The organism is Streptomyces sp. NPDC032161 (genome assembly GCF_040636995.1).
In the GTDB taxonomy this organism is placed as follows: domain Bacteria; phylum Actinomycetota; class Actinomycetes; order Streptomycetales; family Streptomycetaceae; genus Streptomyces.
The window spans coordinates 944,274-959,084 of sequence record NZ_JBEZVN010000002.1 but is presented as its reverse complement, the minus strand read 5'-3'; the positions used below and the strand labels follow the sequence as shown (position 1 = coordinate 959,084).

At 71.7% G+C, this 14,811-nt stretch carries 8 protein-coding genes; 3 read left to right on the top strand and 5 right to left on the bottom strand.

The genetic code is table 11. The features are described from left to right. Nucleotides 1–70: 70 nt before the first annotated feature. The 3 genes from AB0E67_RS09950 to alc all read left to right on the top strand — a co-directional run bounded on the left by AB0E67_RS09950 (nucleotide 71) and on the right by alc (nucleotide 2,660). On the top strand, nucleotides 71–301 hold the full coding sequence (locus tag AB0E67_RS09950) for a hypothetical protein (protein ID WP_351626463.1): 231 nt from the start codon (nucleotides 71–73) through the stop codon (nucleotides 299–301). A 201-nt stretch (nucleotides 302–502) separates the two neighbouring features. Further along, the gene (locus tag AB0E67_RS09945) at nucleotides 503–1,441 is read left to right on the top strand and encodes a LysR substrate-binding domain-containing protein (RefSeq protein ID WP_362023306.1); all 939 of its coding nucleotides are present in this window, start codon (nucleotides 503–505) and stop codon (nucleotides 1,439–1,441) included. A 43-nt stretch (nucleotides 1,442–1,484) separates the two neighbouring features. Then, nucleotides 1,485–2,660: an allantoicase gene (gene alc, locus AB0E67_RS09940; protein ID WP_362023304.1), complete on the top strand. Its 1,176-nt coding sequence runs from the start codon at nucleotides 1,485–1,487 to the stop codon at nucleotides 2,658–2,660. 309 nt (nucleotides 2,661–2,969) lie between these two features. Here alc and pepN (AB0E67_RS09935) read toward each other — a convergent pair whose 3' ends face one another. From pepN (AB0E67_RS09935) to pepN (AB0E67_RS09915), 5 genes are all read right to left on the bottom strand, one after another. Beyond that, nucleotides 2,970–5,552, bottom strand: coding sequence for an aminopeptidase N (gene pepN, locus AB0E67_RS09935; RefSeq protein WP_362023302.1), 2,583 nt, complete (start codon nucleotides 5,550–5,552; stop codon nucleotides 2,970–2,972). 180 nt (nucleotides 5,553–5,732) lie between these two features. Continuing rightward, the gene (locus AB0E67_RS09930) at nucleotides 5,733–6,764 is read right to left on the bottom strand and encodes an aspartate-semialdehyde dehydrogenase (protein WP_362023299.1); all 1,032 of its coding nucleotides are present in this window, start codon (nucleotides 6,762–6,764) and stop codon (nucleotides 5,733–5,735) included. 275 nt (nucleotides 6,765–7,039) lie between these two features. Continuing rightward, a complete protein-coding gene (locus tag AB0E67_RS09925; protein ID WP_362023297.1) occupies nucleotides 7,040–10,351 on the bottom strand; it encodes a S8 family serine peptidase in 3,312 nt (1,103 codons plus the stop codon). 263 nt (nucleotides 10,352–10,614) lie between these two features. Then, complete coding sequence (locus AB0E67_RS09920) at nucleotides 10,615–11,814, bottom strand: hypothetical protein (protein ID WP_362023295.1); 1,200 nt, start codon at nucleotides 11,812–11,814, stop codon at nucleotides 10,615–10,617. A gap of 230 nt (nucleotides 11,815–12,044) precedes the next feature. Continuing rightward, nucleotides 12,045–14,678, bottom strand: a complete 2,634-nt coding sequence (gene pepN, locus AB0E67_RS09915) for an aminopeptidase N (RefSeq protein ID WP_362023292.1) — start codon at nucleotides 14,676–14,678, stop codon at nucleotides 12,045–12,047. Nucleotides 14,679–14,811 lie beyond the last annotated feature (133 nt).

Genomic DNA, 14,811 nt, shown 5'->3' with positions numbered 1-14,811 from the left:
GGCGCGGTCGCGAGGCCCGTACGGCACCCCCGGGCGCGCGCCCGTCGGGGGCGTTCGCTACGTTTGCACCGTGGACAAGAAGAACGCTATGCGCGCCGGCGCCGTCGCGGCCGGAACGACGCTGATGATGCTGCTCATGTCGTCCCCCGCGCTCGCGCTCACCCGCGACGACGGTGACGACCCCGGCCCGGGCCTGAGCGTGATGGAGACGGTCGGCCTGTACGTCGTGGCCCCCATCGCCCTGTTCGTGGTCATCGCGGGTCTGGTCATGATCTTCGACAAGTCCAAGAAGCAGGCCTGACGAACCCCGGGGGACAGGTCCGACGGGTCCGGGAGACGGACCCGTGTCCGGGCGATCGGCCCGTGTCGGGCAGACCCCCGTTCCCGCCGAGTGCGCCGTCGGTACCCCGTGCCGAGCGGCGCGCACGCGTGTCCGGACGGCGGAGGCCCAGGTTCGTCGCCGGACGGCCGGACGGGTCGCGGTCATGACCGGGGCGCGGACATGACCGACTGGGACGTCAAGAAGCTCCGCGTCCTTCGCACGCTGCGCGACCGGGGCACGGTCACCGCGACCGCCGAGGCGCTGCTGATGACCCCGTCGGCCGTCTCGCAGCAACTGTCCAACCTGTCCCGGCAGCTCGGCGTCCCGCTCCTGGAGGCCCAGGGGCGACGGGTCCGCCTCACCGACGCCGCGCACCTCGTGCTGCGTCACGCCGAGGCCGTCTTCGCCCAGTTGGAGCGCGCCGACGCGGAACTGACCGGCTATCTGCGCGGCGAGGCCGGCGAGGTACGGGTCGCGGCGTTCTCCACGGCGGTGCCCGCCCTCGTCGTACCGGCGGTGCAGCGGCTGCGCGCCGAGGACCGCCCGGGACCGGACGTGCGGGTGCGGGAGGCGGAGGCCGCGCAGGCGTACGAACTGCTGGCCGCCGGTGACGCGGACCTCGCGCTGTCCCTCGCCGCCCACGCCCCGGCGTCCCACGACCCCCGGTTCGCCGTGCTGCCGCTGCTCGCCGACCCGCTGGACGTGGCCCTGCCCGTCGGCCACCGCCTGGCCGCCGCGCCCGGTCTCCGGCTCGCGGACCTCCGCGACGACCCCTGGATCTTCGGCGGCTCCGGCCCCTGGTCGCGGATCACCACGGCGGCGTGCGAGGCCGCCGGGTTCGTACCCGAGCAGGCGCACAGCGCCGCGGGCTGGACGGCGATCCTGGCCATGGTCGAGGCGGGCATGGGGGTGGCGCTGATCCCGCGCATGGCGTCCGCGGAACGGTACGGCCGCCGGGGCCGCGTGGTGATGCGCGTACTGGAGGCGGACCAGCCGCGGCGCCACGTGCTGGCGGCGGTGCGGCAAGGCGCCGAGCGCGGGCCCGCGGTGGCCCGGGTCCTCGCGGCGCTCGTCGGGACGGCCGCATCGTTCACTTCCACTGCACGGACAGTGCAGTAACTTTCGATGGACCTGACGGGTCGGTGGTGGCGACAGTAGCCCCATGACCTCCGACCGGAACGAGAACCAGCAGGGGAAGTCCCACGAGAACCACCACGAGAACGCCACCGAGGACCCCCACGCCAACGACGCGGCCCCGTACGGCGGCGGCGACCCGTACGCCGACTACCGCACCACCGACCTCCCGTTCACCGATCTCGTCGACCTCGCCGACCGCCGCCTCGGCGCGGGTGTGATCGCCGCCAACGACGAGTTCTTCGCCCAGCGCGAGAACCTCCTCGTCCCGGAACGCGCGGTCTTCGACCCGGAGCGCTTCGGCCACAAGGGCAAGGTCATGGACGGCTGGGAGACCCGCCGTCGGCGCGGCGCGGACGCGCACCACCCGTTCCCGGCCCCGGACGAGCACGACTGGGCGCTGATCCGTCTCGGTGCCCCCGGCGTCATCCGCGGCATCGTCGTCGACACGGCCCACTTCCGCGGCAACTACCCGCAGCGCGTCTCGATCCAGGCGACGGCGGTGGACGGCGCCCCCGGCCCCGAGGAACTCCTCGCGGACGACGTGAAGTGGGAGGAGATCGTCCCGCCGACCCCGGTGCGCGGCCACGCCGCCAACGGCTTCGAGATCACCAGCGGCCGCCGCCACACCCACCTGCGCCTCTGCCAGCACCCCGACGGCGGCATCGCCCGCCTCCGCGTCCACGGCGAGGTCCTGCCCGACCCGTCCTGGCTGGCCGCGCTCGGCACCTTCGACCTGGTATCCGTGCTGAACGGCGGCAGTCACCAGGACGCCTCGGACCGTTTCTACTCCTCGCCGACCCAGATCATCCTGCCCGGCACCTCCCGCAGGATGGACGACGGCTGGGAGAACCGCCGCCGCCGGGTCCGCGACACGAACGACTGGGTCCGCTTCCGCCTCCCCGCCCAGGGCGCGGTCCGGGCGGTCGAGATCGACACCGCCTGCCTCAAGGGCAACGCGGCCGGCTGGATCGCCCTGCACGGCCGGAACGGCGAGACCGGCGAATGGTTCGAGATCATCCCCCGCACCCGCCTCCAGCCCGACACCCTCCACCGCTTCCCGCTCCGCGCCCCGGCGGTCGTCACCCACGTCCGCCTCGACGCCTTCCCCGACGGCGGCATCGCCCGCATGCGCCTGCACGGCAGCCTCACGGAGGCCGGCGCGGCCGATCTGGCCCGCCGCTACGAGCGGGCCCTGGCCTGACCCGTCCGCGGCGCTGCGCCCGGGGGCCCAGGAGCGTGGTCTGCTGTATCGCAACGCAATACGGCGCGATACCCCCGTCCGTGACGCGTGGACCTGATGATCGCGGCTGTGGCGGCGGCCGAAGGGCTGCCGCTCCACACGCGCAAACCGGACGATTTCAAGGACCTTGAGCAGGGTGTGGAGGTCATCGCAGTCTGAGCCGCGTCCCCGGGAACAGCGGCGCCCCTGGTACGTCCGGGAACGGAGAACGGCGATGCCCCGGACCGCGGCCGCGGTCCGGGGCATCGCCGTTCTCCCGTGCAGGCCGCGTCAGGCCGTGGCCGCCGCCGCGTCCGCCGCGCGGGCCTTCAGGGCGCGTTCCACGCCGGAGCGCGACTCGGAGACCAGGCGGCGCAGGGCCGCGTTCGGCTGCGCCGAGGACAGCCAGGCGTCCGTGGCGTCCAGGGTCTCCTGCGCGACCTGGACCGCCGGGTAGAGGCCGACGGCGATCTGCTGGGCCATCTCGTGGCTGCGGGACTCCCAGGCGCCCTTGACCGCCGCGAAGAACTTCTCCGTGTACGGGGCCAGCAGTTCGCGCTGGTCGGACTGGACGAAGCCGGCGATGACCGCCTCCTGGACGGCGTTCGGCAGCTTGTCGGACTCGACGACCGAGGCCCACGCCTCCGCCTTCGCCGCCTCCGTGGGGCGGGCCGCACGGGCGGTCGCCGCGTGGCGCTCGCCCGCCGCCGTCCGGTCGCGCTCGTACTCGCCCGCGATCTCGTCCTCCTCGAAGACGCCGGTCGCGGCGAGCCGCTCGACGAACGCCCAGCGCAGTTCCGTGTCGACGGCCAGACCCTCGATGCTCTCCTTGCCGTCGAGCAGCGAGGACAGCAGGTCCAGCTGCTGCGGGGTGCGGGCGGTCGCCGCGAAGGCGCGGGCCCAGGCCAGCTGGTGGTCGCTGCCCGGCTCCGCCGCGCGCAGGTGGGCGAGGGTCGCCTCGGTCCACCGGGCCAGACCGGCCTCGCGCCACTCCGGTGCCGCGTACAGGTCCAGGGCCAGCTTCACCTGGCGGTGCAGCGACTGGACGACGCCGATGTCCGACTCCTTGCCGATGCCGGAGAGCACCAGGGAGAGGTAGTCGCGGGTGGCCAGCTCGCCGTCGCGGGTCATGTCCCACGCGGAGGCCCAGCACAGGGCGCGGGGCAGGGACTCGGCGAAGTCGCCGAGGTGCTCGGTGACGACGCGCAGCGACTCCTCGTCGAGCCGGACCTTCGCGTACGAGAGGTCGTCGTCGTTGAGCAGGATCACGGCGGGGCGGGCGGTGCCGGCCGGGAACGGCACGGTGGTGCGCTCGCCGTCGACGTCCAGCTCGATCCGGTTCGTACGGACCAGCTTGCCGGAGTCGGCGGTGTCGATGGCATAGCAGCCGATCGCGATCCGGTGCGGGCGCAGCGTCGGCTCGCCCTTCGCGCCCGCGGGCAGTGCCGGGGCCTCCTGGACGACCGTGAACGAGGTGACGTGGCCGTTCTCGTCCGTGGTGATCTCCGGGCGCAGGATGTTGATGCCCGCCGTCTCCAGCCACGCCTTCGACCAGGTCTTCAGGTCGCGGCCGGAGGTCTCCTCCAGCGCGCCCAGCAGGTCGGACAGGCGGGTGTTGCCGTAGGCGTGCGCCTTGAAGTAGGCCTGGACGCCCTTGAAGAACTCGTCCATGCCGACGTACGCCACCAGCTGCTTCAGGACCGAGGCGCCCTTGGCGTACGTGATCCCGTCGAAGTTGACCAGCACGTCGTCCAGGTCACGGATGTCCGCCATGATCGGGTGCGTGGAGGGCAGCTGGTCCTGGCGGTACGCCCACGTCTTCATGGAGTTGGCGAACGTCGTCCAGGAGTGCGGCCACTTCGAGCCCTCCGCGTACGCCTGGCAGGCGATCGACGTGTACGTGGCGAACGACTCGTTGAGCCACAGGTCGTTCCACCACTCCATGGTGACGAGGTCGCCGAACCACATGTGGGCCAGCTCGTGCAGGATGGTCTCGGCACGCGTCTCGTACGCCGCGTCCGTCACCTTCGAGCGGAACACGTACTGGTCGCGGATGGTCACCGCGCCCGCGTTCTCCATCGCGCCCGCGTTGAACTCGGGAACGAACAGCTGGTCGTACTTGGCGAACGGGTACTCGTAGTCGAACTTCTCCTGGAACCAGTCGAAGCCCTGCCGCGTCACGTCGAAGATCGCGTCCGCGTCGAGGTACTCGGCCAGCGACGGGCGGCAGTAGATGCCGAGCGGAACGGTCCGGCCGTCCTTCTCGTAGCTGCTGTGCACCGCGTGGTACGGGCCGGCGATCAGGGCCGTGATGTACGTCGAGATGCGGGGCGTCGGCTCGAAGGACCAGACGTTGTCGCGCGGCTCGGGCGTCGGGGAGTTCGAGACGACCGTCCAGCCCTCCGGGGCCTTCACGGTGAACCGGAGCGTCGCCTTCAGGTCGGGCTGCTCGAAGCTCGCGAAGACGCGCCGGGCGTCCGGAACCTCGAACTGGGTGTAGAGATATGCCTGCTGGTCGACCGGGTCGACGAAGCGGTGCAGGCCCTCGCCGCTGTTGGTGTACGCGCAGTCGGCGACGACCTTCAGCTCGTTGGAGCCCGCGACCAGGCCCGGGAGCGCGATGCGCGAGTCGTGGAACACGGCCGCGGCGTCCAGAGCCCTGCCGTTCAGCTCGACCTCGTGCACGGTCGGCGCGACCAGGTCGATGAAGGTCTCCGCACCGGCCTCGGCGGAGTCGAAGCGCACGGTGGTCACGGACCGGAAGGTGCCGCCCTCCTGCGCTCCGGAGAGGTCGAGATCGATCTCGTACGCGTCCACGGTCAGCAGGCGCGCCCGCTCCTGTGCCTCTTCGCGGGTCAGATTCGTGCCAGGCACGCGGTCATCTCCTTGGGTGTGACGTTTTCGGTCATCCTTCCACGTCGCACGCGCGGGCGGAGTGCGGAGGAACGCGAGTGGAGCGCGCACCGGCGCGGGCGAGCACACGGGCGCACGAAAGGGCGGCCACCGCATCCCGGTGGCCGCCCCTCACCCGTGCGTCGTCCGTGCGCGGACGCGTCAGCCCTTCCTCAGCTCCGCCGCCACCAGCTCCGCGATCTGCACCGCGTTCAGCGCCGCGCCCTTGCGCAGGTTGTCGTTGGAGACGAAGAGCGCGAGGCCGTTCTCCACGGTCTCGTCGACCCGGATCCGGCCCACGTACGAGGCGTCCTTGCCCGCCGCCTGGAGCGGGGTGGGGATCTCGGAGAGCTCGACGCCCGGGGCGTCCTTCAGCAGCTCGTAGGCGCGCTCGACGCCGATCGGGCGGGCGAAGCGTGCGTTGACCTGGAGCGAGTGGCCGGAGAAGACCGGGACCCGGACGCAGGTGCCGGACACCTTCAGCCCCGGGATCTCCAGGATCTTGCGGGACTCGTTGCGGAGCTTCTGCTCCTCGTCGGTCTCGAAGGAGCCGTCCTCGACGATCGAACCGGCCAGCGGCAGCACGTTGAACGCGATCGGGCGCTCGTAGACGGCGGGCTCGGGGAAGTCGACGGCCCCGCCGTCGTGGGTGAGCTTGTCGGCGTCGGCGACGACCTTGGACGCCTGGCCGTGCAGCTCGGCGACACCGGCCAGCCCGGAACCGGACACCGCCTGGTAGGTGGCGACGGTCAGCGCCTCCAGGCCGGCCTCCTCGTGCAGCGGGCGCAGCACCGGCATGGCGGCCATCGTGGTGCAGTTCGGGTTGGCGATGATGCCCTTGGGCCGGTCGGCGACCGCGTGCGGGTTGACCTCGGAGACCACCAGCGGGACCTCGGGGTCCTTGCGCCAGGCGGAGGAGTTGTCGATGACGACGGCGCCCTGCGAGGCGACCTTCTCGGCCAGCGCCTTCGAGGTCGCGCCACCGGCCGAGAACAGCACGATGTCCAGTCCGGTGTAGTCGGCCGTCGAGGCGTCCTCGACGGTGATCTCGCGGCCCTCCCACACGATGGTGGAGCCCGCGGAACGCGCGGAGGCGAAGAGTCGCAGCTCGTCGACCGGGAACTTCCGCTCGGCCAGGATCCCGCGCATGACTGTGCCGACCTGACCGGTGGCGCCGACGATTCCGACCTTCACGGGAACTCCTTCGAACGTACGAACTGGCACGGTTGCCGCTCCATGATGCGTATGTCCACGGCTTCCTTGTCCAATCCATTGTCCGGGGTGTGGACAGCGCCCGCCCGCGGGGCCGGGGCGGCCGGGGCGCGTGTGGTGGGCGTGGCGGTTCCCGGCGCGCATGGCAGTGGGGCGGACGCTCCGCCGAGCGCCCGCCCCACTGTCGTACGGATCACATGCCGGACAGGGTGTCCGTCACCGCATGACCCTCACTCGATCGGCGTGTGACCGCTGGGTCACTGCGTGACCTTCTCGATCACGACGCTGCCGGTGCCCGCGGCGGTGCCGCGGCTGTTCACCAGGTGCACCTCGCCGAAGAACTGCCGGCCCGCGGGGGCCGCCCCGGCGACCGACACCTCGGCGGCGATCTCGGTGGAGGCGCCGCCCGCCAGGTTCACGGCCTTCGACTCGTCGACCTTGATCGTGCCGAGCGACGGCGCGTAGTACACGTCGCGGTAGTCGTAGGTGCTGGTTCCGGCGGGGACGCTGTAACCGTGCACGAGGACGGTGTACGTACCGGCGGCGGGCTTCTCCATGCTGACCGCCTCCTCGGAGCCGGCCGTGGTGGACGCGGCGACCTGGGTGTTGCCCTTGAAGACGTACAGGTCCAGGTCCGCGTTGGCGTCCGAGGTGCCGCCGATGGCGACGTCCAGCTTCTCGACGCCCTCACCGATGGTGACCGTGTACAGCTGCTCGTCGCCCGTCTTGATCGTCGGCTTGGCGACCTTGGCCGAGCCCAGTGAACCGCCCTTGAGCGAGCCCGCCAGGTCACCGGCGTTGTTGGTGGCCTTCCAGGTCACCGCGGCCGGGGTGCCGATCTTCGCCTCGGGAAGGGTCCGCACCGCCGGGTCGAAGGTGGCACCGAGCAGCGAGACGTCCAGCTTGTACGGGTTGTCCAGCAGCGGCGAGGTGCGGCGCGCCTCGACCTCGATCTCCCAGACGCCCGGCTGCGGGTCCTTGTAGGAGCGCACGTCGGGGCGGCAGGTGTTGGACGGGTTCTCGTAGTTCGGGTAGCAGTAGACGGTGGAGCTGTCCTCCATCTGCACCCCGTACGGGTGGATCGAGATGAAGCGGGTCTGGCTGCCGGAGCGCAGACCGCTCATCGCGACCTCGAGGGTCTTGGCGCCTTCCGGGACGGTCAGGAAGTACGACGTGCTGCTGTTGCGCTGCACCGATCCGGACGCCTTGAACGCGTAGGAGGGCTTCGCCAGCTCCGTGGAGACGACGACCGTGGTGAGGATCTGCTGGTCGACGCCGACGGTCTTCTTGTCGTCGACGCGCAGGATCGCGCTGTGCACGCCCTTGCTGCCCGGCTTCGCCTGGACCTTCACCGTGACCGGCTGGTCCAGCGGCAGGGAGACGGCGGACGGGCCGACCAGCTTGAAGGTGCCGTCGTTGTTCTTCCACGACAGCTGGTGCTTGACGGCCTTGTCCGGACCCGTGGTGCGGGTGATCGTGACGTCGTACGTCTTCTTCTGGCCGACCTTCAGGCCGCCCTCGCGGTCGTAGAGGCCGGTGCCGAAGCCCGGGGTCTTGAGCGCGAAGTCGATCGCGGTGTCGACCGGGGCCTTGACCTTGTACTCGTGCGCCGGGGTGCCTTGCTTCTCGATCAGCTTCCAGGCGCCGACGATGTCGATCAGACCGGAGCCCTGGGCGTGCGCGGGCACGTCCTTGATGTGGGTGGCGGAGCTGGTCAGCGCGGTGCGCAGATCGGCCGGCGGCAGCTCGATGTGCTTCTGCTTCGCGGCGGACAGCAGCAGCGCGGTCGCGCCGGCGGCCTGCGGCGAGGCCATAGAGGTGCCCTGGAGCATGGAGTAGCCGGCCGGCAGGCTGTAGCCCGCCTCCTTGACCGGACCGCCGGGCAGCCAGGTCTGGGTGGTGTTGATCGCGGCACCCGGGGCCGTCAGGGTCGGCGTGAAGCCGCCGTCCTCACGCGGACCGCGCGAGGAGAACGGCATCATGTCGTACTTCTTGGTGACGTTCGAGCCGTAGTTGGCGGCCCAGGTCTCCTTGGAGATGGACGCGCCGACGGAGATGACGTGGTCGGCGAGGCCGGGGTCGCCGATGGTGTTCACGCCCGGGCCGTCGTTGCCGGCCGAGATGACCAGCTGGACGCCGTAGATGTCGACGAGCCGCTTGTAGAGCTCCGCGCGGGCGTTGTTGCCGTCGTTCAGCGGCGGCAGGCCGCCGATCGACATGTTGACGACGTCGACACCGCGGTTCACGACGAGGTCGATCATGCCCTCGGTGAGCGCGATGTTGGTGCAGCCGCCGGACCAGGTGCAGGCGCGCGAGGAGACGATCTTCGCGCCGGGCGCGGCACCGTTCATCTTGCCGCCGAACAGGCCGTTCGCGGCGGTGATGCCCGCGACGTGGGTGCCGTGCTCGCTCTCGATGACGCCGATGTTGACGAAGTCGGCCGTGGCGCCCGCCGCGTTGTAGACGACGTTCTTGCGCGTCTCCACGGTGAACGGGATGCGCTCGGCGACGTCGGTGCGCGGGTCGTCCTTGCCGAAGTAGGAGACCTGGTGCTTCTCCTTGTACGGCTTCAGGGTGGCGTCGTCGGTGAAGTCGGCGTTGTCGTTCAGGTCGACGCGCACGTCACCGGTGACCGGGTCGTACAGCACGGCCCACACGTCGGTGGTGTCGCCGTCGCGGTTCAGGTCGCCCGCCATGTCGCCGCCCTTGGTGGCGGCCTCGGCGAACAGGCTGATCCGGTAGTCGCCCTTGGGCGCCTTGTACGTGCGGCCCTGGTGCGTGAAGGACGGGCCGGACACCGAGTCGGTCATCCGCAGCCAGGTGCCGTCGCCGTCGTTGACCGGGTCCGTGGCGGTCACCCAGTCGACGATCTTGCGCTCGCCCGTGGTGGTCTTCTGCAGCGCCGGGTGGCCGAGGTCGACACCCGAGTCGAGGATGCCGATGGTGATCCCGCGGCCGTCGGCCCGGGGGTGCTGCTCGACGAAGTCCACCGCGCCCGTCTCGAAGGACGGGTTGTACGGGTTCTTCGCCGGGGTCTTCTTGTCGGGCGCCGGGTGGCTGCCGGTGGCCTTCGTCCTGGCCGAGGCTCCGGCGGCGCGGTCGCCCGCGGGCGTCGGGTCGTCCAGCTTGATCTCCTGCTTGAGATCGATGCCGTGGACGGACGACAGCTTGGAGGCGGCCTTGATGGTCGCCTCGGCGCTCGCGGTCGGCACGGTGGCCCGTACGTAGCCGAGCTTGTCGTACGCACGCCCGAGCACGGAGCCCTTGACGGCGTCCAGCTGCTCGGCGACCTGGGCGGTCGCACCGGGAGCGGTGGCGACCATCATCGTGATGTTCTTCTCGCCCTTGGCCTTGGCCTTGGCCAGGACCTCGGCGTCGTTCGCGCCGAGCTTGTCCTTGGAGGCGTCCTCGGCGGCGGACTTGACAGGACCGGGCGCGGGGTTGTCCACGGCGAAGACGGGGGCCGCGCCGGTGGCGGCGAGCGCGGCCACCAGGCCGGCGGCAGCCGCGACTCGAGCCGCGCGTCTCGCCCCGGGTATCAGACTGGAGGACTCGGTGGTCATCAGCATCCCTGAAAGTGAAAGAGAAGGTCCGGAATTCGGTACCGGATGACCGCTCACCCTTTCGTAAATGACAGGGGTTTGTGGAGAGTTGAGGGGGACGAGATGTGGACATGGCGGCATCCCGCCACCGGGGCTGATGCGCCATCAGGGATGAAACGGTGGATAGCGGCGCCTGTGGCGGGAGTTCGGCATGATGCGGGCGGAGTCCGGCACGCGTACGGAACGGGGTGTGAGTGAAGCTGCCCGCGCGGTACGCGATGCGCGCACGGTCAGCGGGGCAGGATGATCACGCGGGCCGCCGGTGCGCGGTCCGCCGCCGCGGACAGGGCCGTACGCACCACGACCGCCTGCTGCTCGGCTGCGGCGAGGAGCTTCTTCGGCGAGAGATGGACGACGGTGACCCCGAGTCGTTCCAGATGCTCCCGCTGGGCGAGGTGGGCGGACCAGCGCGCGTCGTGCTCCGCCCGGCGCCGGTCGCCGTCGAGCCTGCTGTGGCGGGGCGCCCTCGTGTCGAGCACCACGGCGACCGCGTGCTCGGGCCAGTAGGCGTCCACCGCGCCCAGATGCGGGCCCCCGGGCAGCCGCAGGTCCACGTTCCACAGCGGCTCCGGCAGGCCGTACGACCGCACCAGCGCGTACAGCCGGTCCTCCGCCGGCGCGCGCCCCTCGGTGAGCAGCGAGTCGGCCGCGTCCGCCACGTGCGGGCGGTCCAGCAGCCCGGCCCGGCTCAACTCGCCTACGACGGCGGCCGGTTCTGCGTGCCCACCGTGCATGGCCTCGGTGAGCAGCCGGTGGACGGCCGAGCCTTCCGTGAGCCCGGAGACCGCGTCCGCGAGCGCCCGCTCCACCGGTGCCACGGGCAACCCGCGGATCTGCTCGGGGCGGGGGCGGTCGGCGGCCCGCACCAGGCGCACGTCCCGTACCGAGCGCAGCCGGCGGGTGCGCGGCACGAGCACGTCGATCCGCTCCGGCGAGCCGGGCGGCACCGCCGCCGTGAACCCGTGCAGGGCGAGTGCGGCGAGTCCCGTGAGCATGGCCTCCCCGTACCCGGGGTCCGAGCCCGGCCGCGCCTGCCCGTCCATGCCCGACTGCCCGTCCACGCCCGCGTGTCCCTCCGCGCCCGCCTGCCCGGCGGCTCGTGTCCGTCCGCCCGTGCCCGACGGCCCGCCCGCGTCCGGTCGTCCGTGCGGCAGGCCGTGCGTGCCCCGGCGTCGGGAGGCCGGTGGACGGCCCGCGTACAGCAGGGCGCAGCGCAGCCGCTCCTCGTCGGACGGCGGCCCCGGGTGCAGGACGTACACACCGGGCAGCGGCTGCTGCCACGGGCCACCGGCGCCGCATCGCGCGGCGGCCTCCGCCGCGGACACGCCGTACGCCCTCAACTGAGCTGCGGACAGCACGCGTCGACGGACGTCGTCGGTGATGCGGAGACGGCAGGGGCAGGGCGGGGTGTACGGGGAATTCGGTGTCATGTCTCCCGGTATCCCGCACCCGGACCCGGCACCAACCCGCTGTTACACACCCGTCGGCGAACCGGGACAACGCGGTCCTGAAGCGTGCGTGTCCCACGGCCGAAAAGCATGCCCCGGGCGGCCGGACGGCAGAGGGCCGCCCCGGCGGAGACCTCCGCCGGACGGCCCCCGGACGGCCCGGACGACCTCCGGGTGCCCCCGGACGGTCCGTCAGGCCGCCGCCGGTCCCGTCAGATCCCGGTCGGCGCGGTCGTGCCCGCGTCGCACGCCTGGGCCCGCAGCGACCGCGCCAGGTCGTCCCGCGCCTCCAGCACCAGCCGCCGCAGCGCCGGTGCCGCGTCCGCGTGGGCGGCCAGCCAGGCGTCGGTCGCCTCCAGCGTCGCGGGGTTGTCCTGGAGCGCCGGGAACAGGCCCCGCACCACGTTCATCCCGGTCTGGATCGACCGCTCGGCCCAGACCCGCTCGATCGCGGCGAAGTACTTCTCCGTGTACGGCGCCAGCAGTTCGCGCTGCGAGGACTGCTCGAAGCCCGCGATCACGGCCTCCGTCAGCGCGTTGGACAGCGCGTCGGACTCCACGACGTCCGCCCACGCACGCGCCTTCACCTCGGCGGAGGGGCGCGAGGCCAGGCACCGCACCTGGTGCCGCTCCCCGGACGCCGTGTCGTCACGGGTCAGTTCGGCGTCGAGGGCCGACGCGTCGACCACCCCGTGCGCGGCCAGCGGCGACAGGAACGCCCAGCGCAGCTCCTGGTCGACGTCCAGACCGTCGATGGCGGCCGAGCCGTCGAGCAGCCCCGACAGCAGCCGGAAGTCCGCCTCCGAGTCGGCGACCGACGCGAAGAACCGCGCCCAGGCCAGCTGGTGCTCGCTGCCCGGACCGGCGACCCGCAGTTCGCGCAGCGCGCCCTCGGACAGCGCCCGGCCGCCCTCCTCGCGCCACTCGGGCGCCGCGTAGTGCGTCAGGGCCGTCCGGGTCCAGGCGTGCAGCATCTGCAGGACGCCGATGTCGGACTCCCGGCCGGCGAAGGCCAGCACGAGGGAGACGAAATCGCGGGCCGGCATCAGGCCGTCGCGCGTCATGTTCCACAGTGCCGACCAGCACAGCGCCCGCGCGAGCGGGTCGGTCAGGTCGCCGAGGTGCTCCCGCAGCGTGGCCAGCGACATCTCGTCGAAGCGGACCTTGCAGTACGTCAGGTCGTCGTCGTTGACCAGGATCAGCTCCGGGCGCTGTGCACCGGCCAGCTCCTCGACCACCGTGCGCGGCCCCGCCACGTCCACCTCGGCGCGCGCGTACCGCACCAGGCTCCCGTCGGCCGCCCGCCGGTACAGCCCGACCGCGACCCGGTGCGGGCGCAGCTCCGGGTGGGACCCGGCCGCCTCCTGGAGGACGGCCAGCTCCGTGAGCCGGCCCGCCGCGTCGTAGGTGGCCACCGGCGTCAGCGAGTTGACGCCCGCGGTCTGGAGCCAGGACCGGGACCAGGCGGTCATGTCGCGCCCGGAGGTCTCGGCCAGCACCGACAGCAGGTCGTCCAGCCGGGTGTTGCCGTAGGCGTGCTTCTTGAAGTAGCGCCGGGCGCCCTCCAGGAACGCGTCCCGGCCCACGTACGCCACCAGTTGCTTGAGCACCGAGGCGCCCTTGGCGTACGTGATGCCGTCGAAGTTCAGCTTGGCGTCCTCCAGGTCACGGATGTCGGCCGTGATCGGGTGCGTGGACGGCAGCTGGTCGGCTCGGTACGCCCACGCCTTGCGGTTGTTGGCGAAGGTGATCCAGCCGTCCTCGAACCGGGTCGCCTCCACCATCGCGAAGACGCCCATGAAGTCCGCGAAGGACTCCTTCAGCCACAGGTCGTCCCACCACTGCATGGTGACCAGGTCGCCGAACCACATGTGCGCCATCTCGTGCAGGATGACGTTGGCCCGGCCCTCGTACGACGCCTGCGTCACCTTGCCGCGGAAGATGTACTCCTCGCGGAACGTCACGCAGCCCGGGTTCTCCATCGCGCCCAGGTTGTACTCGGGCACGAACGCCTGGTCGTACTTGCCGAAGGGGTACGGGTAGTCGAAGTGGTCGTGGAAGAAGTCCAGGCCCTGCTTGGTGATCAGGAAGACGTCGTCCGCGTCGAAGTGCTTGGCGAGCCCCTTGCGGCACATGGCGCCGAGCGGGATCTCCAGCGTGGTGCCGTCCTCGAACGCGCGGGTGTAGGAGTCGGTGACGTAGTGGTACGGACCGGCGACGACCGCCGTGATGTACGTCGGGATCGGCTTCGTCTCGGCGAACCGCCACACCCCGTCGTCCTGCGACCCGACGGCCCCGTTGCTCCAGACCGTCCAGCCCTCGGGCGCCGCCACCTCGAAGCGGAAGGGGGCCTTCAGGTCGGGCTGCTCGAAGTTCGCGAAGACCCGGCGCGAGTCGGCCGGCTCGTACTGCGTGTAGAGGTAGACCTCGCCGTCCTCCGGGTCGACGAACCGGTGCATGCCCTCGCCGGTCCGGCTGTACGCGCACTGCGCGTCGACCACCAGGAGGTTCTCGCCCTCGGGGAGGTCGTCCAGCGCCACCCGCGTGCCGTCGAAGACGGCGGCGGGGTCGAGCGGGCGCCCGTTCAGCGTCACCGCGTTCACGCTCGGCGCCACCAGGTCCGCGAAGGTCGACGCCCCCGCCCGCGCGGTGCGGAACCGGATCGTCGTCACCGAGCGGAAGGTCAGCGGGCCGGGGGAGGCGCCGTCGCCGGTCCCCTCGGACCCGCCCTCCCCGTCGGGCCCGCCGACGGCGGAACGCAGATCGAGAACGACCTCGTAACCGTCGACGCTCAGCAGCTCGGCCCGCTCGCGGGCCTCGTCGCGGGACAGGTTCTCACCGGGCACGGGCACACTCCTTTGTGTCACGTTCCTTTGTGTACGTTCGATTACTTTGATCCTCCCATGCCGTCGTCCGGCTGGGCGGCCACGTCGTCGACCGGCCCGCGCGCGGGAATGAGCGGTGCGCACGACGGCGTTG